Source organism: Shewanella sp. HL-SH4 (assembly GCF_051164845.1).
GTDB lineage: Bacteria > Pseudomonadota > Gammaproteobacteria > Enterobacterales > Shewanellaceae > Shewanella > Shewanella glacialimarina.
Genome location: NZ_CP195037.1, coordinates 3,918,206 through 3,939,415 on the forward strand (window position 1 = coordinate 3,918,206; position 21,210 = coordinate 3,939,415).

The window sequence follows — 21,210 nt, forward strand, 5'->3', positions numbered from 1 at the left end:
GAATTGTGTAGTTATTGATGCATTTGTTTTTATATTGTTTCTCTGTTAATTTTTGTGAATTAATATGTTTTAAATTTGTTTTTTACTTTGGTAAATTTTGTTTAATATAAATTCAAATAAATAATTGATATATTTAATTCACTTAAAAATCAGCAGCTTACTTTTATCTTTGTTCGTGTGAATAAATTGTCACCCCTATTGTGTTTGATATGTTGCCGTTGTTGACTAATCGTTTTTTATTTATTAATAATGCTTCCCTGTAATTAGCGCTTGGCTAATTGCATTATAAAAAATATAACAACTTGATGTTTTTAAAACTAAGTTGCAGGGAGTTTTATTATGAGTTCAGTTTCATTAACTGCGAAAGCTATTCGTAGTAGTTTATTAGCAGTTGCAGCAACAAGTGTTGCATCTGTCAGTGTATTTTCAGCTTCTGCTATTGCAGCAGAAGAACAGGCTCAAAAAGTTGAGCGTATAGCTGTTACCGGTTCACGTATTAAACGTACCGACATGGAAACAGCCAGCCCAGTCAGTGTTATCGATGCGTCTGCTATTCTTTCATCTGGCGCGACTTCAATTGATGATGTTTTGCAAAAAATGACATCTTCAGGCGGCGCAATGACTAACGCTGCGGTTAATAATGGTTCTGGTGGTAATGCATCAATGAACCTACGTGGTTTAGGTTCAAACCGTACTCTAATATTGGTAAACGGTCGTCGTATGATCGCATCAGGTACTGGTGCAGCTTCTACGGTTGATTTAAACACGATTCCAGTTTCAATGATCCAACGTGTCGAAGTATTAAAAGATGGCGCTTCAGCTGTTTACGGTACAGATGCTATTGCGGGTGTTGTGAACGTTATTCTAAAACGTGATTTTGACGGTTTAGAATTAAATACACAAACCGGTATTTCTGGCCAAGGTGATGCTGATGAAACAAGCATAGACTTCACTTTAGGTAACACGTTTGATAAAGGTAACGTAGTTATCAATGCTCAGTACACTAAACGCGGTGAAGCTAGCCAAGCTGATCGTGGTTTCTCTGAGTGTCCAATCGCTGAGAAAGGTGCTGCAGGTGCTAAAACAACTTACTGTGCAGGTAGCTCTTATTCTGAAGGTGGTCACGTTTGGGGTGATAACGGCGCAGATTTAAGCGGTCTTGGTGGTGAATACCACGAGTTTACAGATGCTGACCGTTTTAATTACTCAAAAGACAGCTTCCTTTCAACGCCAATGGAGCGTTTAAACTTAAGCTTCGCGGGTACATATGACCTAACTGATTCAACAATGTTCTTCTCTGAAGCCATGTATAGCAAGCGTTGGTCTGACCAACAAATGGCGCCTCAACCAATTTGGAACAAAGGCCCTTGGGTTTATCAGCCAAAAGCTGCTGGCGGTTGGATGACTGATGATCTACTTCCATGGGTTGCTAATGGTGAAGGTGTTAGTTATGGTCGCCGTATGGTTGAGTCTGGTACACGTCAGTCTAGCCAAACAGTTGATACAATTCGTATTGTACTTGGTCTTGAAGGCGAGTTTGACAATGGCTGGACATGGGATGCATCTTACAACAAAGGTAAGAATGACTCTGTAGATACCTTAGCCAACCTACATAACTTAGGCTCTATCAATGATGCTGTGTTAGAAGGTACATTTGATCCTTTCTTACAAGAATCTTGGCAAGCCGATAATATCGCTCCATACATTTACACTGAGTTGAACAGTGGTGGTAGTGAGTTAGATATTATTGCTGCTACTTTATCGGGTGGTATTGTTGATTTACCAGCGGGTGAATTAGGTTTTGCAGCAGGTTATGAGAACCGTAAAGAGTCAGCACATTATACACCTGACTCATTAACGGCTCAGGGCTTAGCTAACGACCCACGTGTTGAAGGTACAGCTGGTGAGTTCAGTGTTGATGAGTTGTATGCTGAATTAGCCATTCCATTGTTAGCCGACTTACCAATGGCACAGCAAGTTGATATGAGCGCAGCAGTGCGTTACTTCAACTACAGCACATTTGGCGAAGATACAACTTGGAAGCTAGGCTTAACATGGCGTTTATATGACGATCTAATGGTTCGTGGTGGTCGCTCGACAGCGTTCCGTGCACCAACAGTAAGTGAGTTATTTGGTGGTAAGTCGCCATCGTTTAACCAAGTTGTTCACCCAGCAACTACTCAAACGCAAGCTGAAGTAACTGTAGGTGGTAACCAACTACTGACTCCAGAAGAAGCTGATATTACTACTATTGGCTTAGTTTACTCTCCAAGCTATGTTGAAGGTTTATCGTTCACTGTAGATTATTTCGATATCGGTATTACCAACACGATTACTGCTGTTGATTCTAACTATGTGGCTAACCAGTGTTTAGGTGCTGATGGCTCGTTAATCAATACCGGTACTGCATTGTGTCAGTCTTCTAATATTTCGTTGGATAACACTGGCCGTATTAAGTTTGACAATGGTTTACAAAATATTGGCGCAACCAATACTTCAGGTTATGACATTAACGTCGCTTATGTGTTTGATGCGTTAGATTTAAGCTGGAAAGCGGGTTTAGACTCTTCAATTCTTTCTTCATATGAAGAGTTTGATCCAGATGGTAAAGCTGTTGATTACCGTGGTTATATCACTGGCGGTGTCGGTGCTTACGCTAAGTTTAAGTCAAACTTTAACATCACAGCAACTGGTGATGATTGGAGCGCAACTTATGAAGCGCGTTATATAGATGGTATGGACTCATTTGCATGTAAAGCAGACACCACTAAGTGTTATGCCCCTACTGTAAGTAGCATTGTTTACCACGATTTATCAGGTTCTTATGACGTGACAAACACTGTTCGCATGTCAGCTGGTGTGAATAACATTTTTGATGAAGAGCCTCCATATTTCACTGGTAACAACGATTCAAATACCGACCCGTACACTTATGATGTGTTAGGTCGTTACTTCTTCGTTCGTGCTAACGTGAAGTTCTAATATCGAGTATTTGTTAACGCTAATCCTATGACTAGCTGAAACGAAATAAAAAAGCCCTAGACAATGTTCTAGGGCTTTTTTTGTGTTTTAAGTTGTTAAAATTGATGTTTTTTCTTAGCAGACTACAGACTACAGACTACAGACTACAGACTACAGACTTCAACTTCGTATGAGCTAAATTTACGGATATTTATCACCCCAGTATCAAATATCAAATATTGCCCTTTAATACCCTGTAATATACCTGTTACTTCTGCCACTTTATCAAAGTTATGTGATTTTACTTTTAGTGGAAATTGCTCAATAGGGTATTGAATTGCTTGAATGTTAGCGTCTAATCGCTCAATAATTATATCGCTATGTTCAGCGGCTATTTGTTGTAATTTATCAGCGATTAAAGGTATTAACTCAGCCGCTTGAGACACTAAATCAATATCATCATTATGACCCTTAAGCATGGCCTGCCAATGGGTTTTGTCATTGATGAATTTTGCTAATTCTATCTCAATTAACCCTGACATTTTACGGGTCGACACTTTAAAAATAGGCAATCCTTGGGTGGCACCCTGATCAATCCAACGTGTCGGTATTTGGTTGTGACGAGTAATGCCGACTTTTATCCCTGAGGTATTTGATAAATAGACATAATGGGGCACAAAACAATGACTTTGCGCCCATTCTGGCTCACGGCAAGTACCTTGGTCAAAATGGCATGTTTCGGGCTTCATGATGCACATGTCGCAACTAGCCAATTTTTGCATACAAACATAACAGTGGCCTTGGGAATAACTTTTTTTAGTTTTCTTACCACAATTACAACAAAAAATATTACCAGTATGCGTTAACGTCAGTGATTTACCGATTAAGGGATTAAGTGCAATAAGTGAGTCACCCACAGGTAATTGATATTGCACCTCATCCGCTGAGTTAAGTGAAGTGTTGAGTTTTGATAATGTGCCTAGCATGCGCGTTCCATTTATGAGCTTTTGCAACAGAGTTTAACAGATGTGATGGCTAAACTATGCGGCAATTTAGTTCAATTGCACTTTTACATTCGTCTTAAGGGCTGCTTAATCGAAATATAGTTGTGCTTTGTTAAGCACATTGCCTTGCTAGGTAGACTTTGTTTTTACCCGAAAACTTTGCTTGATATAGGGCTTTATCTGCTTCTATCATTAATTCTTGAAGTGAGGAGGTTGATGAATGTAATTCAGCAAGACCTAAACTAATGGTAAAGTTTATTGTAATGCCATCAAAGATGAAGTCTTTTTCGGCAATGCTGTTTCTAAGGCGTTCTGAAATAGCCCAAGCATCCTGCTCACTGGTTTTTGGTAACACGATTAAAAACTCTTCTCCCCCGATACGCCCGACGAGATCTTGCTTTTTAATACAAGTTTGCGCTCTTTGTGCGAGTGCTTTAATCGCTAAATCACCAATGTGATGGCCGTATTTGTCATTGATTTCCTTAAAATTATCTATATCAAAAATGATCACTGAGGCAGGTTGCTGCAATTTTATCGCACGTTTGATTAACTGCTCCCCTTTTATAAATGTAAATCCTCGATTGGCAATTTTTGTTAAAAAGTCTGTTTGTGAACGTTTTTTGTAAGTGTTTAGTGCAAAAACTAGAAACAAGCCCAGTGTCATAGTTAATAAAGCCACAATGGTTAGTGTAAGCTCATTAATTCTTTCTTTATCTTGAATGGCGGTAAGCTTTAGCTCATTAATAGCCAGTTTGTTGGCGAGGAGAATATTTTCAAACTCAGCGACTTTGGCATGGTGATTTAACGCCGAGTTGATCACTTCTGGATTTAACATGTTGAGGTTATTTTTACGTTCATCATCAATTAATTGAAACAGTAAATTGACTGAAGTTAAGTAATCTTGTTTTGCAAATGCAATAATTGCATCCGCTTTAAGTGTCATCTGTTGTTTGTCTGTTCTGAAGTCCTGATCCTGTTTAAATAGCGTCGCCATCTCATCAGCTTCTGCAGTCTGCCCATTACGCATGTAAGCGATTGCAAGAAATAGATAACTACTAGTGACAAAATATTGCTCTTGAGTGGTGTGACGTAATTGAATGGCATTTTTTAGGTTTGCTATCGCTTTTGGATAATCATTCATACCCAGTGCCACTCGTCCTGCATTTAAGTGCGCGAAAAAAGTAAAATCTTTGAATGCTAGGTTTGATTTAGCGAGTTCAAATTGTGCTTCTACACTGTTTTTTGCTTCAGGCCAATGACCTAGCTTAATACTTTGGCTTAACATGTTGTGCAACATATTAAACATATCTTGTTTATCATCAATGGTCGCCCAGGTTTGATAAGCTTTTTCAAAATTTTCATAGCTACGCTGATGCAAGCCGACATTACGATAAAGGCTACCTGTGGCGTTATAAATTAACGCTTTTCTATTAGCATTTAGCTTTTCACTTTTATCGACAATATCCATCGCTTCATCAAGTAAAGCAATGCCTATATGTATGGTATTTGCTCCTTCATAACAAAATGCATTTTGGGTCAATGTTTTGGTTAATAGCTCGGTATTATTTTGCTGTCTTGCATATTCAAGCGCTTTATAGCGATCGACGCAGTAAATAGCAGGGTCATTTGTTTGCAGGTAGAGCGCAAAAGAGCGTTCAAGATGGCTGTCAATTAAGGTATCAGATATGGCCAATGTGTTAACCAAATTGATACTGTTATCATAACTGCTAATTGCTAAATCAAGCTGGCGGTTTTTCTCATACAGTTGACCGTATAAAAAATACAACTTGGCTTTATCTTCACTAGCTAAAATGCTTGTTTCGATATTGAATTGATCTAAGTGTTTCAGCGTTTCTTCTACAGAATGAGATCCTGCATAGTTTTCAAAATATTCAACTGACTCGTTTGCAAGTCCATTTGAGCTATAAATATTAACTAGAAAGCAAATCAACAGCACACAAGCTTTTGAAGAGGTCATATTCATCGGTGTCACAGTACTAATTATCCCTTTAGTCTTATAAATGAAGATTATCATAATCTAGCATTATGTATACTCCTTATTAACTAATAGACCATATATAATCAGATACTTAACTTCGATACTAAGTGAGATGTCCAAGTGTAATGATGACAAATTGTTGTAAAAGCCTTGTCGAAAAATCAACAATTCCTCGCTTATAGACACTGAGGCGTAACAGTATTTTCATGCTAGTGGAAGTCTATAATTTCGATGTCATACTTTAAATGCACTATATAATAGTGCATTTAAATCTTTGCCTCAGTTTGGCTGGATACTTATTGCTAGTTGGTTTTAGTGACTTTATCTAAAACAACATCATCGCCTAATTTATAAAATTGCTCGACGATTTGTTCTTCTTGAATGAGTTCGGTTAAACCTAAGCTCATATTCGCCCTAAATAAGGCCACGCCAGTATGACTGGCTGTTTCATATTGACTGCTAAATTGCTCAATATTGACCCCAAGCGCATTGAGACTATTTGAAATATGTAACACCAGTCCTGGGCGATCGTAAGCGACAAGTTGATAACTTACATGTTTGATAGGTGGTGCAGTTTGACTGGCTTGTGAATAAGTTAATGACAGGCCATCAATACATTCTAGCGCATCAACAAATGCATCCCATTTATCGACGGGCATTTCTAATTGTAATATTGCAGCAAAAATACCGTCCAGGTGGCGCATTTCTGAATCTAACCAATTACCATCTTGACGGCTTACTGCATTAGCGATCTGTTCAACTAAGCCTTTTCTATCAGGAGCTTGCAGGGTAACCAAATAACGCATCATAAATATCCTCTCCTACATGAAACTAAAATTTTGACTGTAACACTACTGTCATCTTTACGTCATATAATGCCAACCACTTTAAGTTGGGTTAATAATAAAAGACATATATTGTCATCAGCATTTATTGTTAACACAGTAAATTACACAATCAAAGCGCTATTTTAGTGAATGATTAAATATAGAGGTTCTTAATGGAAAGTCAGGTAAGTCAACCTGGTTCTGCGGCTAAAAGTCTACTTGTAGATCGCTATGCAACACGCAGAGCATTTAAGGATAAGGCAGCACAAATTGCTGTAACTGTTGGCGGCACCATGGTGTTTGTTGCGTTATTACTGATATTTTTCTATCTGCTATACGTGATTAAACCTATTTTCGACGGTGCTGATATTCAGCCTAGCAGTAAGGTGAGCATGTTACACACTGATGTGCCAACCCTAATGGTTGGTAGTGATGAACAGAATGAAGTGTTATTTCGCGTGGCAAGCGATGGCCAAGTAGATTTTTATTCTTCGGTAACAAACCAACTTATCACCTCGCATATTGTTAAGCTTCCAATCGGAACTACCGTGACTAGTAGTGCGAAATCAAGTCCGAATGAGCAACGCTTTGCATTGGGATTAAGCAATGGTCAGGTGCTGGTACTGGGAATCGATTTCGAGGTCACTTATCCTGATAATCAACGCTTGATTACGCCTAAAGTGCGTTATTTGAACCAAGAGCCATTAACGATTAATGCTAATGGTTCAGTACATCATTTAGCATTTGATTTTTCAGACAACCGCATGAGCTTTGTATTCCAAGACCAACAGGGTGTTTGGAATATCAATCGCCTTGACGGTGAAGAAAATATGATGACCGAAGAGGTTGAGTGGGTTTCATATCATTCTGTTATTGAAGAAGCGCCGTCAAAATCATTAATGCCATTAATGACCCCTGATCATCGCCAACTTATTCTACCATCAGCCAATAAGTTGTATGTTTATGATATCAGTGATGCAGAAGCCGTTGAGTTGATGCAAGTGATTGATGTCACAAAAGGCGATGCTAATATTAAACAGGTGAATTTACTTGCCGGTGCGAGTTCAATATTGGTCAGTTACGACACAGGTATTGTGAGTCAGTTTTTTCAAGTCAATAGTGATAACGGCCGATTATATCAGTACATTCGTGAGTTCGACGAGTTAGCTTCAATTGGCACAATGGCAACAGAGTTTTATCGTAAAAGCTTTGCAGTATTGAGCCCTGAAGGTGAGTTAACCCTATTATATGCTACTAGCCAACGTAATTTGTTTGATGAGAAATTTGAGCTACCTAATCCAGGGTTGATGTCATTTAGTCCGCGTTCAAATGGGCTTATCATTGAAGCGGACAAGCAGCTACATTTATTTGCGGTTGAAAATAGTCATCCTGAAGTGTCGTGGAGCGCCATGTGGCAAAAAGTGTGGTATGAAGGGTATCCTGAACCACAGTATGTATGGCAATCAACCTCCGGTTCAGATGATTTTGAAGCAAAGCTCAGCTTGATGCCGTTAGCGTTTGGTACTATGAAAGCCGCATTTTATGCCATGCTATTTGCTGTGCCATTAGCTATTGCTGGTGCTATCTACACCGCATACTTTATGACACCTAAAGTGCGTAATGTGGTTAAACCTACCATTGAAATTATGGAAGCACTGCCGACAGTTATTTTGGGATTTTTAGCCGGTTTATGGTTAGCGCCGCTGATTGAGGATCATTTACCCGGCATTTTAGCCTTGTTGATACTATTACCTACCTCTATTTTAACCAGCGCATTTTGTTGGAGCAAGTTACCGCAAAAATGGAAGCAACTTCTGCCTGAAACTTATCAGGAAATAATGTTAATTCCGGTGATTATTTTTGTTGGCTGGTTTTCATTTGCTATTAGCCCAACCATTGAAATCATGTTTTTTGATGGCAACACGCGTCAATTCATCACCAATGACTTAGGTATTACCTTTGACCAACGCAACGCATTGGTAGTCGGTATTGCCATGGGCTTTGCGGTTATTCCAACCATTTTCTCTATTGCTGAAGATGCTATTTTCTCCGTACCGCGTCATTTATCTAATGGTAGTTTGGCGTTAGGTGCAACAAATTGGCAAACCCTTACGCGAGTTGTATTACTGACCGCAAGTCCAGGTATTTTCTCTGCCATTATGATGGGCTTAGGTCGTGCTGTAGGTGAGACCATGATTGTACTGATGGCAACAGGTAATACCGCCATAATGGAGTGGAGTGTGTTTGAAGGTATGAGAACACTTGCGGCAAATATTGCAGTAGAAATGCCAGAATCTGCTATTGGTTCATCTCATTATCGCGTGTTGTTCTTAGCGGCATTCGTGCTGTTTATATTCACTTTCGTATTCAACACCATTGCAGAGGTAGTTCGTCAACGTTTACGTGACCGCTACAGTTCGCTTTAAGGAATAATGATGACTTTTATATACACAATTTCCGCGGTCGTCTTGAGAGGTTTATATAATGGGTAAGTGGTTTAAATCAGGCTCACCATGGATTTGGATGACAGGTGGCGCAGTAAGTATCAGTTTGATTGCCGTAATTGGCTTATTACTTCTGATTGCTTGGCGTGGCTTAAGTTACTTTTGGCCTGCTGAGGTTTATCAGTGGGAATTACAGGATCAAAAAGGCATTAAAAGTACTCTTATTGGCGAAATTTATGACCGAGAAGAAGTCCCCACTGAACGCTTAATATCAGCAGGGCACCAATTTAATCAACATCCTGGAGAGTTTGTGACGCGTTACTTGGTGAAAACCGGTAACCGTGAATTTGTTGGTTTAGATTTTAGATGGATATTAGCGACAGACATAGTGAGTCGCAGCACGCCATTAGATGTCGCAAAATTTGAGCGTACTAAAAATGGTAACTTTTACGGTTATCCTATTGCGGTTATCGAAGATGGTAAGCGCCTAGAACTTGAAGGTGGCGCGCTTGAAACGTCATTGATTGATCACATCAACCGTGCGGTTGATATTGGTGACGAAGCATTAACGTTACAAAAAAGTGATATAGGTACAATTAACTATGAAATTGAACGCCTACGTTTAAAAGAGCGTAAGTACGAGTTAGAAGGTAAGTTGACCGCAGCAACCAAAGCAGAAATTGAGGCTGGCATTTATCAACTTAACCAAGATTACTTAGTCCTTGAAAAGTCACTTTTTGCATTACGTGACAAAGCGGCACGGGATTCGGTAATTATTCGCGATATGCGCGGCGAAGAAGTGACCTTAAAGCTAGACAGTATTCTTGATGTTAACTATGTTAACCACATGAGTTTTATTGGTAAAATTGGACACTGGTTTATTGGTATGGGGCGTTTTGTTAGCGACGACCCACGCGAAGCAAATACCGAAGGCGGGGTATTCCCAGCCATATTTGGTACCGTGTTTATGGTTATGCTGATGGCGGTTATAGTGACTCCATTTGGTGTGGTTGCAGCGATATACTTACACGAATACGCTAAAAAAGGCCCAATTACTAAGATGATCCGCATAGCGGTGATTAACTTAGCTGGCGTGCCATCTATTGTTTACGGTGTGTTCGGTTTAGGCTTCTTTGTGTATATGTTAGGTGGCTCACTTGACCAATTGTTTTACCCAGAAGCATTACCAGCGCCAACATTTGGATCGCCAGGGGTAATTTGGTCTGCACTGACTTTAGCTATTTTAACCTTACCCGTAGTGATTGTATCAACAGAAGAAGGTTTAAGCCGTATTCCAAGTGCTGTGCGTCAAGGCAGTTTAGCGTTAGGGGCGACGAAAGCCGAAACCCTATGGCGGATTGTTATTCCAATGGCGAGTCCCGCTATTATGACCGGGTTAATTTTAGCTGTTGCGCGCGCCGCCGGTGAGGTTGCTCCTTTAATGTTAGTGGGTGTGGTCAAACTTGCCCCAACACTGCCAATAGATATGAACTTTCCATTTGTGCATTTAGAACGAAAGTTTATGCACTTAGGCTTCCATATTTATGACGTAGGCTTTCAAAGCCCCAACGTTGAGGCAGCGCGTCCTTTGGTTTACGCTACCTCCTTTTTATTAGTCTCGGTAATTGTCGCGTTAAATTTAACCGCCATTAGCGTGCGTAACCATTTACGTGAAAAATTCCGTTCGCTAGAACACTAATAGCGATATCCTGAGGGAAAATTAAAATGATTTCGATTGATCGTACAAACATGCAAACTGAAACAGTAGATTTAGCTAACTTAACTGCAGAGGATACCGCTTTAGAAATTCGTAACCTAGATTTACGTTACGCAGAAAAGCAGGCGCTATTTAATGTGTCGATGAAAATACCTAAAAAGCAGGTTACAGCCTTTATTGGTCCAAGTGGTTGTGGTAAATCGACCTTACTGCGTTGTATTAATCGCATGAATGACTTAGTGGACATCTGTAAAATAGAAGGTGAAATTTTACTGCACGGTCAAAATATTTATGACAAAAAAGTTGATGTGGCAGCGCTAAGACGTAATGTTGGTATGGTTTTCCAGCGTCCGAACCCGTTTCCTAAATCAATTTATGAAAACGTCGTATATGGCCTGCGCTTACAAGGGTTAAATAATCGTCGTGAACTTGATGAAGCGGCAGAGCGTTCATTACGTGGCGCAGCTATTTGGGATGAAGTAAAAGATCGTTTGCATGACAATGCTTTTGGTTTATCAGGTGGTCAGCAGCAACGTTTAGTTATTGCCCGTGCCATTGCCATTGAGCCAGAAGTGTTGTTACTCGACGAGCCAACATCGGCACTTGACCCTATTTCAACCTTAACGATTGAAGAGTTGATCACTGAGCTGAAGCAAAAATATACCGTAGTGATTGTGACACACAATATGCAACAGGCTGCCCGTGTATCTGATAACACCGCGTTTATGTATATGGGCGAGTTAGTTGAGTATGCTGATACTAATACCATATTTACTACGCCCCAAAAACGTAAAACAGAAGATTATATCACCGGTCGTTACGGTTAATTGTTACTCACCAGTGACACTGCCAAGCCTAATACTCGATATCGTAGGCTTAGAGTGCAATTGAAAAGATTAGCGTAAAGTTCAAAAATTAGCTTAGGGTTGAATAAAATGGAAAAAGTAAATTTAAACAAGCATATCTCAGGTCAATTTAACGCAGAACTTGATGATATTCGTAATCGCGTGCTGGCAATGGGTGGCTTGGTAGAGCGCCAACTAGAGCAGGCATTAGATGCTTTAGCTGGCCTAGATGCCGAATTGGCTAAAACGGTTATCGAAGGCGATCATAAAGTTAACGGTATGGAAGTGGCGATTGACGAGGAATGTACTCGTATCATTGCCAAGCGTCAGCCAGCAGCTAGCGATTTGCGTTTAATACTTGCTATTTCTAAAACCATTACTGATTTAGAACGCATTGGCGATGCCTGTGTACGTATTGCTAAAGCGGCAGTGGACAAACGCGCTAAAAGCCAAGAGCCATTATTGGTTAGCATTGAAAGTATGGGGCGTCATGCAACGCGTACTTTACATGCTACATTGGATGCATTAGCGCGTATGGATGCCGAGCAAGCCTTAGAGTTGCATAAAGAAGATGCTAAATTAGACAAAGAATATGAAGGTATTATTCGTCAATTAATGACATACATGATGGAAGACCCGCGTTCAATACCGGGTGTACTTGATGTGTTATGGGCTGCGCGTGCTGTAGAGCGAGTTGGCGACCGTTGTAAAAATATCTGTGAGTACATTATTTACTATGTTAAGGGTAAAGATGTTCGTCACACCTCATATGAAGATATGGAAAAAGACTTAAAACTGTAAACCATTTTGTTTGATGGCCTGCATATGTAAATAAACCCTATCTATAATAAAACGCCTTAAGTCATCGCTTAAGGCGTTTTTATTTGCTTTAATAGCCAGAATATTGGCAACGAAAATTAATTATTCACACTATGAAAAACACATTAGCACGCGGACTGACCAACTTATTACCTATGGTGTTATCTATATGGTTATTCTGGTCATTATTTATCTCACTGGATGGACTTGGTAAGCTATTACTCAGCCTGCTAGGTTTTACAGATTTGTTTGTCGGTGCGGGATTTATCCTAGTGGCAATTATTGTGTTTATTGCCGGTCTGTTATTTTCGGTCAGCCCAATAGTGCTACTTTATGGCTGGTTAGAGCGCCAACTAATGAAGTTCCCTTTATTTAAGTCAGTCTATGGCAGCATTCGAGACTTGGCTGGGCTAATGAACCGTGATGGTAATCCTAAGCCGCAACAAACAGTGTTAATCAAACAAGCTAATGGTAGCTATATTGTCGGCTCTATTATGAGCGATAAACCGCCTCAGCCTTTAGCTGATGCTTTGCCGGAAGGTGACTGGGTACCAGTATTATTTCAGCTCAGTTATCAAATGGCAGGGGTAACCACATTGGTTAGGCGTGAAGATTTAATTGAAGTAAATTGGTCATTTGAAGATGCTATGCGGTTTAATTTGACAGCAGGTATTTCAACGACTAAAGCTAATGATGTCGCAAAACAACAAGAGAGCAACCAATGAAGGATGCCCTAGTTAGATTATTTATTTCATTTCAAGCGTATAGAAGTTGTCAAAAAAAGCTAAAGTCGCTGTTATGCCTGTTTATTCTGGGTTTTACTCCCCAAGTATTGAGTGACAATACTACTAATCATTTTGTGGGTGTTGCTGACTCATCAATTCAAAATATTGGCAGAGTAGTATTAGATCAGATTTGTTTTATCCAGCAGTTACATTGTAATATTGAAATGTTACCCGCTTCGCGTGCTGAACGGAATATGCGTGAGGGGTTAGTCAACGGTGAAATTATGCGGGTGTGGCGTTATGGTGAAGATAACCCGGATTTTATTAGGGTACCAACGTCATATTATGAAATAAAAACTGCTTTTTTTACCCGTAAAGATACTCAGTATAAAATCGCATCTGTTGCCGATATTATTGATTTAAATGTAGGGGTATTAACCGGGGTAAAGCATACACAAAACTTAGGGCTTGATCCTAAAAAGGTATTCTACTCGACTACAACTGAAAAAATGATGGATTTATTGGACAAGAAAAGAGTTGATGTGGTCATTGCCAGTTATATGGATGGCATGGCCACTATCAATAAAATGCACGCAAATAATTTAATCGTGCAATCAGCAACCATAAAAACGCAACCTGTTTATGTATATATTCATCCGAACAAAAAAGAGCTTGTGCCTATTATCGATAACGGCATTAAGAACTTAGTTAAGTCGGGTAAGTTACACGCGATAATTGCCGATGCTGAGAAAAGAGTATTAGATTAATATTAAATACGCAGTGATGATGTTAAAAAGGCGACTAGGCCTTTTTAACATTAGCCAAATTAAAACGTTAGTTCCTGCCTGCCATTACGCCGCCGTCAATATCCCATATGGCACCGGTTACCCAAGTTGATTGATCCCCAAGTAAGAAACAAACCGTGTTGGCAATATCTGTCACAGTGCCAATTCTACCAATAGGATGAAATGCATCGAAAGAAGCCAGCACACTGTCCATGTCTTTTTCGTCAACAAATGCGCCATATATAGGGGTGTTAACCACAGCAGGCGCTACTGCATTAACCCGGATGTTATATTCAGCTAATTCCATTGCCATATGCTGGGTAAGTGAATGAAGCCCAGCCTTAGCCATCGAATATGCAGATGATGGCGTCGCCTTAATCGCTTGATGTGCCCACATAGAGCCAATATTGACCACAGAGCCGCCACCATGATGACGCATATTATTGGCAACCGCCTGGGAGATAAAAAAGGTCGCACGATTTAAATCAGCATAAATATCAAAATCTTTCTCTTTGTGGTCTAAAAACGGCGTGGGGTTAAAATAACCTGCAGCATTAACAAGATATTTAATGTGGCGAGTCGATTGATTAATCGTGTTAATCAGCCGTTCTACATCCGCAGCTGAGTAAAGGTCCGCTTCAATTAATTCAACCTTCGCCGCACCCGCTAACATCTGTTTTGCTTGGGCTAACTTGTCGGGATCTCGGCCAATAATAATCACATCAACACCTTGTAGGTGCAGTTGCTTTGCTGTCTCCAGCCCCATGCCGCTTGAACCGCCTATAATCATTGCCACTTGTGTTGGTATCATCATTTTCTCGACTTGTTTGTAAGGTGTGGACACATATTACAAAAGCCGTTAGCCTATTGAAAAGTAGGCACAATCAAGTGTAGTAGGTACATATTGGTACGTTTTAATGAAAACTAACGAAAAAAAATATTTAAAGAAGTCAGCTCCCGAGCGAAGTGCCCGAATGGTAGAGACCATTTATGGCTGTAAATGGTCATTAACTGTGTATCAATTATTGTCTGATGGTATTAATCGGCCTGGGGCAATGGTGCGGTCGGTGGATGGATTAACCACTAAAGTGCTGAACACTTGCCTGCAGAAAAACACCAAATTTGGTATTTTAAAAAGAGTCACCTTTAACGAAGTACCACCTAGGGTAGAATATAACGTCACCGCATTTGGTGAGAAATTTATTCGCATACTCGACGAGCTTGAAAAGCTACAAGTCGAAATATCCAATGATTTTGATACAACAATTGAGATTGATGATAATGCATTAGATAGTGAACAGTAATTTTACATATTCAGTGATGAAAAAAATAGGAATAAACATAGAAGTTGATGTATTTAGCAGAACCCAAACCACAGATAAAATCATTAGTGCCACAGCGTATAATTTTGCCATAGGACTCACCCTTTGTTGGGGTTTCGCCATCAATTGGCTAATGGTTACCAACATGTCACCAGAATCTATAGCCGCAATTAACCCTTGGGTCTTTTTCATCGGTTATTTCGCTTCCTGTTTTTTAGGCATGTGTCTATTTAATCGTTTTAATAATCAGTTGGTTAGCTCTGTCGTTTACAACTTTGTTGTGGTGCCATTTGCTTTAATTATCAATTTAATGGTCAGTCAATATGACGAAGTTTTAGTGTCTGAGGCTATTCGTATTACCGGGTTAGTCACAATAGGCATGATGTGCCTAGGGTCACTTTTTCCGGCATTCTTTCAAAAAATAGCCGGTGCGCTCACAATAGCCTTATTGTTGGTTATCGTGGTTGAATTGATTGAAATTTTTGTATTTGGTGTTCATCACGGCATTCTAGACTGGATAGTGGTATTGATATTCTGTGGCTACATTGGATATGACTGGGGGCGAGCGAACCAAATTCCTAAAACCTTAGATAACGCCATCGACAGCGCCGCCGCACTTTATATGGACATCATTAACTTATTTTTGCGTATTTTAAGAATACTGGGCAAAAAGTAATTATCGATGTGTGTGGTGGATAGACTGCCAAAATATTAATCGGTTTGAGTTGTATGAAATCATAGCGCTTTATGTATATAAATAACTTAACCTAGGCTGACTTCTCAGCCTAGGCTTTAGTTCTCTAGGGTGTAATGTATTTAACGCTGATAACTAAAACGTTTTTTTAACCGAATATCCACCACTGACGAACCTATCATCACTTCAAACTCGCCTGACTCTGCTAGCCAATCATGAGTGTTCACATCCCAAAACGACAAATCGCGCTTTGTTAAGTTGAACTGGGCGGTTTTGGTTTCGCCGGCCTTTAACCAGACTTTATCAAAGCCTTTTAACTCTTTTAGTGGGCGAGGGACACTGGCTTTTATATCATGTAAATAAAGCTGTGCGACTTCTGCGCCGTCAACTTTACTGGTGTTAGTGATGTTGACCGTAACGGTTAATGTGTCGTCTCCTTTTATGCTGTTACTGGACAATTTAACGTCTGAATAGTTAAATTGACTGTAAGACAGGCCATGGCCAAAAGGGAATAATGGCGAAATTTTTTGTTGCTCAAACCAGCGATAACCAATGAAAACTCCTTCACTATACAGCGACTCTTTCGCATGGTAATCATTGAGGGCTATTGGCGCTGTGTCGGTAAGTTTTTTAGGTAAAGTGATTGGCATTTTACCACTCGGGTTAGCATCACCAAATAGAATGTCTGCATAAGCATGACCGGCTTCCATGCCGCCATACCAACCCCAAAGTAATGCTTTAGCCTTGTTGACCCAGGGCATTTCAACGGCTGAACCGCCTATCATCATGACTATGGTATTGGCATTAGCCTGCAATAGTTTAGCGATCACTTCGTCTTGTTGGCCGGGTAATATCATATCTGGACGGTCAATTGACTCTCTATCGTCGGCATGGCTTAAGCCGCCAAAATAAATAACTGCATCGGCTTTTTTCGCTGCGGCTAAATATTCTTGCTCACTGTTATATAAGCTGTTTGGCGTTTCCCAGCCCAACGTGGCTTGTTTATCACCTTGGTAGCGCAAGCTTACCGCATAGGTTTCGCCGGCCACTAGAGGCATTGATTGGGTTAGCATTTTGGCTGACAGCGCGGTTGATGTGTTGATGAGCGGTTGATCATTGATGTACAGTGCCACTTGACCATCGGCTTGAATACTAAAGCTATGACTGCCTGATTCCATTGGTTTGATATTGGCCTTTATTTCAATTGATAGAGTATGGCCTTTAGCATCAAATTGCGGATCGGCTATCCATGATTCACTGGCCAAATCTGTCATTGCATTATCATTGAAATAGTTAATTTGCCAAGAGGGAGTACCGGTCCAATGACGGGTAGTGAGATAGTCATTGGGAATAGGCATAAATTTGCTGCTAGCAGGGCGCATTAAGGTGACCTTGACCTTGTCGCCTAGTTTGGCTTTTAAGCCATCTAGTGGGCTAATTTCATATAGGGCTTTCACTTCAGATGAGCCGCCACCAAAGCCATGGCGTTTATCGGCGTTAGGACCTAATACCAATACATTTTTAAGCTTTGCTGCATTCAGCGGTAACACATTTTCATCATTTTTAAGCAGTACCACTCCGTTAGTGGCAATGGTGCGGGCATCGTTTCTATGTGCTTGAGTATTACGCTGGCCTGATAGGCGCTGCTTATCCATCATGCCAATGCTCAGTTGTACCCGTAAAATTAGAGCCACTTTGTCATCTAAAACTGACTCGGGTACTTTGCCTGCTTTGATCATCTCTAATAATGGTTTTGCCATAAAGTAGTCATCAAAACTGGCTACATCAGTGCCCATTTCAATGTCTAGGCCGTTCATTGCGGCATCATAGGTGTTGATGTCGACATTCCAATCGGTCAGTAATACCCCTTGATAACCCCATTCACCTTTTAAAATATCCTTAACAAGGTGTTCGCTCTGGTTAGCGTTAGTGCCTCTGAACTCGTTATAAGCGCCCATAATCGCGTGCACGTTAGCCTGTTTTACCGCGGCTTCAAAAGCGGGTAAATACACTTCGCGCAAGGTGCGTTCATCGGGTTTGGCATTCACTCCAGTGCGGTTTAGTTCCTGGTTGTTTAAGGCATAGTGTTTTACGGTCGCGCCGACATCATTGGCTTGAATTGCTTTAATGGTTGGCACCACAAGTGCGGCGGCTAAAAAAGGGTCTTCCCCCATATATTCAAAGTTACGCCCATATAACGGCAAGCGGGCAAGGTTAACCCCTGGACCCAAAATTAAGTCTTTATTACGGTGGCGTGCCTCTGCCCCTAAAACATTACCGTGTAAGCTGGCCATGTTTTTATCCCAACTGGCGGCAACGGCTGTCAGTGGTGGTAAGTAGGTGGAGTAATCGTTGCTCCAGCCTGCTGGCGCCCAGGAGTTTCTATCTATTTCATAGCGAACACCGTGTGGTCCGTCAGACATCCACATTTCATGAATGCCTAAACGTTCAATAGCGGGAATGTGAAACTTGCCTGCGGCGTGCACTAATGACACTTTCTCTGTTAATGTCAGTTGCGGTAATAAGTGCTTTATTTGGTCTTCAACTTGGGTGATACGATCACCAATACGTTGTTTCTCGCTATCGGGTAGCACAGTTAACGCATGTATTGTTTGGGGAGTAATATTGGGGTGGGCTGCGAAGGCAGTAGAGTTAATACTAAGACACAATAGCGTTGAAACACTGGTTGTAAGCGCTTTCTTTTTGTAAGAAGGTGTTGTGATACCCATTGGCGTAACCATAACGTGTTTCCTGTGTTATTTGAAATTGATAAAAATGTTGGCGGTGAGGCGACCGGTATGCGGGTCATCATCAATATCGGTGTTGAGGTCTACTAAGGTTGAATGCAGCAAGTTACCCGGGTAAATCACCAGTCGATTAGGCTTATATTCAATTTGATGATGGATCTCATAGTGTTCATCGCTGTCGACAAAGTACTCTGGCGTGTCTTTGGCATGGTCAGTTAAAAAGGCTTTAGCCGATTCAAAATAATGATCCATTTTGGTTTCATCAATCCGCTCATAAGCGGTTTTTTTATGCCTAAAAAAAGCCGTGTTACCGTGTGGCCCGTCATTGAGATAGTGCAAAATGGCAAAGTAATACGGCTCTGGGGTATCAAAGTGCGGTAAGCGCTGTAATGGCATTAGGCTATCGGGTGATTGGCTAATTAATGAAAATGACAGTATTTGCGGTTTTATGCGTAAATGATGTGGCACTTTGTAAACATCATAAATCAGTTGAAATACCTGATTAATGACTTCAATGGCATAGGGGTTAGGTAATGGTGCGCGCACCCCTGGATAATATGAACTGTCATCTTTAATAAACTTGGCTTGTTGACGGGCAATGGACAACAGCGGCGAGAGATCATCGGCAAAATTATCGATAATAATAATCGGGGTTTGTTCATTGCCGATATAACAAATCTGCGGCTCAATGCCGCTAACCTGAATAATACTGTTAGTGGCATTTTGCTGGGTTTGTGTATGAGTCGCGTGGGTCGTTGATGGTGACGACATGCAGCAGCTCCTTAGTGAGTCATTGTGTGATGAACGTTAGCGCTAATTAATCTATATTGGCTTTACAATAATGATTAATAAAATCAAAGTGGGGCGGCAAGGTATCGACTTTTCGTTTTGCCGTCGATTTAATGTTATTTAAAAAGTTAGCCAACTCATCGTCTTCCATCATATCCACAATTGGATGATATTCTTTAGGCATTATGCCTTGTCCCATCATGACTTGGATCCACGAGCTTTCACCAAACAATTCATTGCCGTATTTATACACTTTGCCCGATTGACTGAACATATCGATACGATGCTGTAATGAGGCTGGTATCGGCATGTTTTTACAGTAGCGCCAAAAGCGGCTGTCTTCACGGTCGGTGACTTTATAATGCAAAATGATAAAGTCGCGAATATTGTCTACTTCTAGCTTAGTTTGCTGATTGAATTCATTAATATCAGTAATATCAATCCCCTGCGATGGGAATAACTGCATTAATCGTACTATGCTGCGTTGAATAAGGTGAATGCTGGTGGATTCTAATGGCTCTAAAAAACCGGCAGATAAACCGACTGCAACGCAGTTTTTATTCCAGTGTTGACGACGCGATCCGGTTTTAAACTTGATCACTCGGGGTTTATTTAAGGGTTCGCCTTCAATGTTAGCCATTAGGGTGTCAATTGCTTCATCGTCAGTCATGTATTTACTGCAAAATACAAAACCATTACCTGTGCGGCTTTGTAATGGAATACGCCATTGCCAACCAGACTCGCGTGCAATGGAGCGGGTATAAGCAAGCGGCGCGTTAACTGATTTAGTTTGCACTGCAATGGCACTGTCGCACGGTAAATAATGGCTCCAATCGTCAAAGCCAGTATTAAGCGTACCTTCTATTAATAACGCTTTAAAGCCGGTGCAGTCGATGAATAAGTCACCTTCAATGAGTTGGCCATTATCTAACTGCAATGCTTTGATATAGCCATTGCTGTCATGTTGCAAAACGTCGGCTATTTTACCTTCAATACGGGTTAAACCATTACCTTCTGCCATTTTGCGTAAATACTTAGCATATAAGCTGGCATCCATATGGTAGGCGTGGTTGTAGTCTTGATTAGGTAACACGGCAAAACGCCCCTGGCGCGCAGCTAAATGTTCGGTGCAATAGTCGCCAATTTCGCTGACCAATCCTTGCTGTTTGCCTTTTAGCCAAAAGTGCTGAAACCCACAAGCCCAGCAATCTTTACCTAAAAAACCAAATGAATGCAGATAATCTTTACCTTTGTCGTGCCAGTTTTCAAAGTTAATACCAAGTTTAAAGGTAGCATTAGTGGCGGCCATAATATCTTGTTCTTTTAGGCCTAATAAACGGTGAAAAATATGCAATGTGGGAATCGTCGCTTCACCCACACCGACAGTGCCAATCTCATCTGATTCTACTAGAACGACTTCAATATGCTTACCCATTAATTTGGTTAGCGCCGCTGCGGCCATCCAGCCAGCAGTACCACCACCGGCAATAACCACTTTTTTAACTGCTGTATTCATTTGGTGTACCTCATGC

16 protein-coding genes are annotated in these 21,210 nt (G+C 40.7%); 9 read left to right on the forward strand and 7 right to left on the reverse strand.

Annotated features, from left to right (window positions below):
- The first annotated feature begins 339 nt into the window (after positions 1-339).
- Positions 340-2,982, forward strand: a complete 2,643-nt coding sequence (locus tag ACRWQL_RS18185; protein WP_434951438.1) for a TonB-dependent receptor — start codon at positions 340-342, stop codon at positions 2,980-2,982.
- Positions 2,983-3,125: 143 nt separating this feature from the next.
- Here ACRWQL_RS18185 and ACRWQL_RS18190 read toward each other — a convergent pair whose 3' ends face one another.
- The 3 genes from ACRWQL_RS18190 to ACRWQL_RS18200 all read right to left on the reverse strand — a co-directional run bounded on the left by ACRWQL_RS18190 (position 3,126) and on the right by ACRWQL_RS18200 (position 6,773).
- Positions 3,126-3,947: a DUF2797 domain-containing protein gene (locus ACRWQL_RS18190; RefSeq protein WP_434951439.1), complete on the reverse strand. Its 822-nt coding sequence runs from the start codon at positions 3,945-3,947 to the stop codon at positions 3,126-3,128.
- A gap of 130 nt (positions 3,948-4,077) precedes the next feature.
- Complete coding sequence (locus tag ACRWQL_RS18195; RefSeq protein ID WP_434953420.1) at positions 4,078-5,949, reverse strand: diguanylate cyclase; 1,872 nt, start codon at positions 5,947-5,949, stop codon at positions 4,078-4,080.
- 317 nt (positions 5,950-6,266) lie between these two features.
- Entirely contained in the window at positions 6,267-6,773 is a 507-nt protein-coding gene (locus ACRWQL_RS18200; protein WP_434951441.1) for a glycine cleavage system protein R, read from the reverse strand.
- A gap of 191 nt (positions 6,774-6,964) precedes the next feature.
- Between ACRWQL_RS18200 and ACRWQL_RS18205 the strand changes: the two genes are divergently transcribed.
- The 6 genes from ACRWQL_RS18205 to ACRWQL_RS18230 all read left to right on the forward strand — a co-directional run bounded on the left by ACRWQL_RS18205 (position 6,965) and on the right by ACRWQL_RS18230 (position 14,108).
- A complete protein-coding gene (locus ACRWQL_RS18205; RefSeq protein WP_434951443.1) occupies positions 6,965-9,217 on the forward strand; it encodes an ABC transporter permease subunit in 2,253 nt (750 codons plus the stop codon).
- Between the two features lie 58 nt (positions 9,218-9,275).
- Positions 9,276-10,934, forward strand: coding sequence for a phosphate ABC transporter permease PstA (gene pstA, locus ACRWQL_RS18210; RefSeq protein ID WP_434951445.1), 1,659 nt, complete (start codon positions 9,276-9,278; stop codon positions 10,932-10,934).
- Positions 10,935-10,960: 26 nt separating this feature from the next.
- Positions 10,961-11,779 carry a phosphate ABC transporter ATP-binding protein PstB gene (gene pstB / locus ACRWQL_RS18215; RefSeq protein ID WP_434931676.1) on the forward strand — a complete coding sequence of 273 codons (819 nt, stop codon included), beginning with the start codon at positions 10,961-10,963 and terminating at the stop codon, positions 11,777-11,779.
- Positions 11,780-11,887: 108 nt separating this feature from the next.
- Positions 11,888-12,598 carry a phosphate signaling complex protein PhoU gene (gene phoU / locus ACRWQL_RS18220; RefSeq protein WP_226415065.1) on the forward strand — a complete coding sequence of 237 codons (711 nt, stop codon included), beginning with the start codon at positions 11,888-11,890 and terminating at the stop codon, positions 12,596-12,598.
- A gap of 131 nt (positions 12,599-12,729) precedes the next feature.
- Complete coding sequence (locus ACRWQL_RS18225) at positions 12,730-13,341, forward strand: DUF502 domain-containing protein (RefSeq protein WP_434951447.1); 612 nt, start codon at positions 12,730-12,732, stop codon at positions 13,339-13,341.
- Positions 13,338-14,108, forward strand: coding sequence for a substrate-binding periplasmic protein (locus ACRWQL_RS18230; protein WP_434951449.1), 771 nt, complete (start codon positions 13,338-13,340; stop codon positions 14,106-14,108). Before ACRWQL_RS18225 ends, ACRWQL_RS18230 begins: the two co-directional genes overlap by 4 nt.
- Positions 14,109-14,175: 67 nt before the next feature.
- Here ACRWQL_RS18230 and ACRWQL_RS18235 read toward each other — a convergent pair whose 3' ends face one another.
- Positions 14,176-14,937: an SDR family NAD(P)-dependent oxidoreductase gene (locus ACRWQL_RS18235; RefSeq protein ID WP_434953421.1), complete on the reverse strand. Its 762-nt coding sequence runs from the start codon at positions 14,935-14,937 to the stop codon at positions 14,176-14,178.
- 106 nt (positions 14,938-15,043) lie between these two features.
- Between ACRWQL_RS18235 and ACRWQL_RS18240 the strand changes: the two genes are divergently transcribed.
- Positions 15,044-15,430 (forward strand): winged helix-turn-helix transcriptional regulator, encoded by a 387-nt coding sequence (locus tag ACRWQL_RS18240; protein ID WP_434951450.1) that lies wholly within the window; start codon positions 15,044-15,046, stop codon positions 15,428-15,430.
- Positions 15,431-15,446: 16 nt separating this feature from the next.
- Entirely contained in the window at positions 15,447-16,124 is a 678-nt protein-coding gene (locus ACRWQL_RS18245; protein ID WP_434953422.1) for a Bax inhibitor-1 family protein, read from the forward strand.
- A 140-nt stretch (positions 16,125-16,264) separates the two neighbouring features.
- Here ACRWQL_RS18245 and ACRWQL_RS18250 read toward each other — a convergent pair whose 3' ends face one another.
- From ACRWQL_RS18250 to ACRWQL_RS18260, 3 genes are read right to left on the reverse strand one after another with little or no spacing between them, the layout of a single operon-like run.
- Positions 16,265-18,883 (reverse strand): glycoside hydrolase family 3 C-terminal domain-containing protein, encoded by a 2,619-nt coding sequence (locus tag ACRWQL_RS18250; protein ID WP_434951451.1) that lies wholly within the window; start codon positions 18,881-18,883, stop codon positions 16,265-16,267.
- Positions 18,884-18,898: 15 nt separating this feature from the next.
- Positions 18,899-19,660: a DUF6445 family protein gene (locus ACRWQL_RS18255; protein ID WP_434951452.1), complete on the reverse strand. Its 762-nt coding sequence runs from the start codon at positions 19,658-19,660 to the stop codon at positions 18,899-18,901.
- Between the two features lie 46 nt (positions 19,661-19,706).
- On the reverse strand, positions 19,707-21,194 hold the full coding sequence (locus ACRWQL_RS18260; protein WP_434951454.1) for a tryptophan halogenase family protein: 1,488 nt from the start codon (positions 21,192-21,194) through the stop codon (positions 19,707-19,709).
- Positions 21,195-21,210 lie beyond the last annotated feature (16 nt).

Coding starts and splice junctions, on each gene's coding strand:
- pstB (WP_434931676.1), top strand. CDS start 10,961: ATGATTTCGATTGATCGTACAAACATGCAAACTGAAACAGTAGATTTA.
- ACRWQL_RS18205 (WP_434951443.1), top strand. CDS start 6,965: ATGGAAAGTCAGGTAAGTCAACCTGGTTCTGCGGCTAAAAGTCTACTT.
- ACRWQL_RS18200 (WP_434951441.1), bottom strand. CDS start 6,773: ATGATGCGTTATTTGGTTACCCTGCAAGCTCCTGATAGAAAAGGCTTA.
- ACRWQL_RS18235 (WP_434953421.1), bottom strand. CDS start 14,937: ATGATACCAACACAAGTGGCAATGATTATAGGCGGTTCAAGCGGCATG.
- ACRWQL_RS18190 (WP_434951439.1), bottom strand. CDS start 3,947: ATGCTAGGCACATTATCAAAACTCAACACTTCACTTAACTCAGCGGAT.
- ACRWQL_RS18195 (WP_434953420.1), bottom strand. CDS start 5,949: ATGAATATGACCTCTTCAAAAGCTTGTGTGCTGTTGATTTGCTTTCTA.
- ACRWQL_RS18255 (WP_434951452.1), bottom strand. CDS start 19,660: ATGTCGTCACCATCAACGACCCACGCGACTCATACACAAACCCAGCAA.
- pstA (WP_434951445.1), top strand. CDS start 9,276: ATGGGTAAGTGGTTTAAATCAGGCTCACCATGGATTTGGATGACAGGT.
- ACRWQL_RS18250 (WP_434951451.1), bottom strand. CDS start 18,883: ATGGTTACGCCAATGGGTATCACAACACCTTCTTACAAAAAGAAAGCG.
- ACRWQL_RS18245 (WP_434953422.1), top strand. CDS start 15,447: ATGAAAAAAATAGGAATAAACATAGAAGTTGATGTATTTAGCAGAACC.
- ACRWQL_RS18225 (WP_434951447.1), top strand. CDS start 12,730: ATGAAAAACACATTAGCACGCGGACTGACCAACTTATTACCTATGGTG.
- phoU (WP_226415065.1), top strand. CDS start 11,888: ATGGAAAAAGTAAATTTAAACAAGCATATCTCAGGTCAATTTAACGCA.
- ACRWQL_RS18185 (WP_434951438.1), top strand. CDS start 340: ATGAGTTCAGTTTCATTAACTGCGAAAGCTATTCGTAGTAGTTTATTA.
- ACRWQL_RS18230 (WP_434951449.1), top strand. CDS start 13,338: ATGAAGGATGCCCTAGTTAGATTATTTATTTCATTTCAAGCGTATAGA.
- ACRWQL_RS18240 (WP_434951450.1), top strand. CDS start 15,044: ATGAAAACTAACGAAAAAAAATATTTAAAGAAGTCAGCTCCCGAGCGA.
- ACRWQL_RS18260 (WP_434951454.1), bottom strand. CDS start 21,194: ATGAATACAGCAGTTAAAAAAGTGGTTATTGCCGGTGGTGGTACTGCT.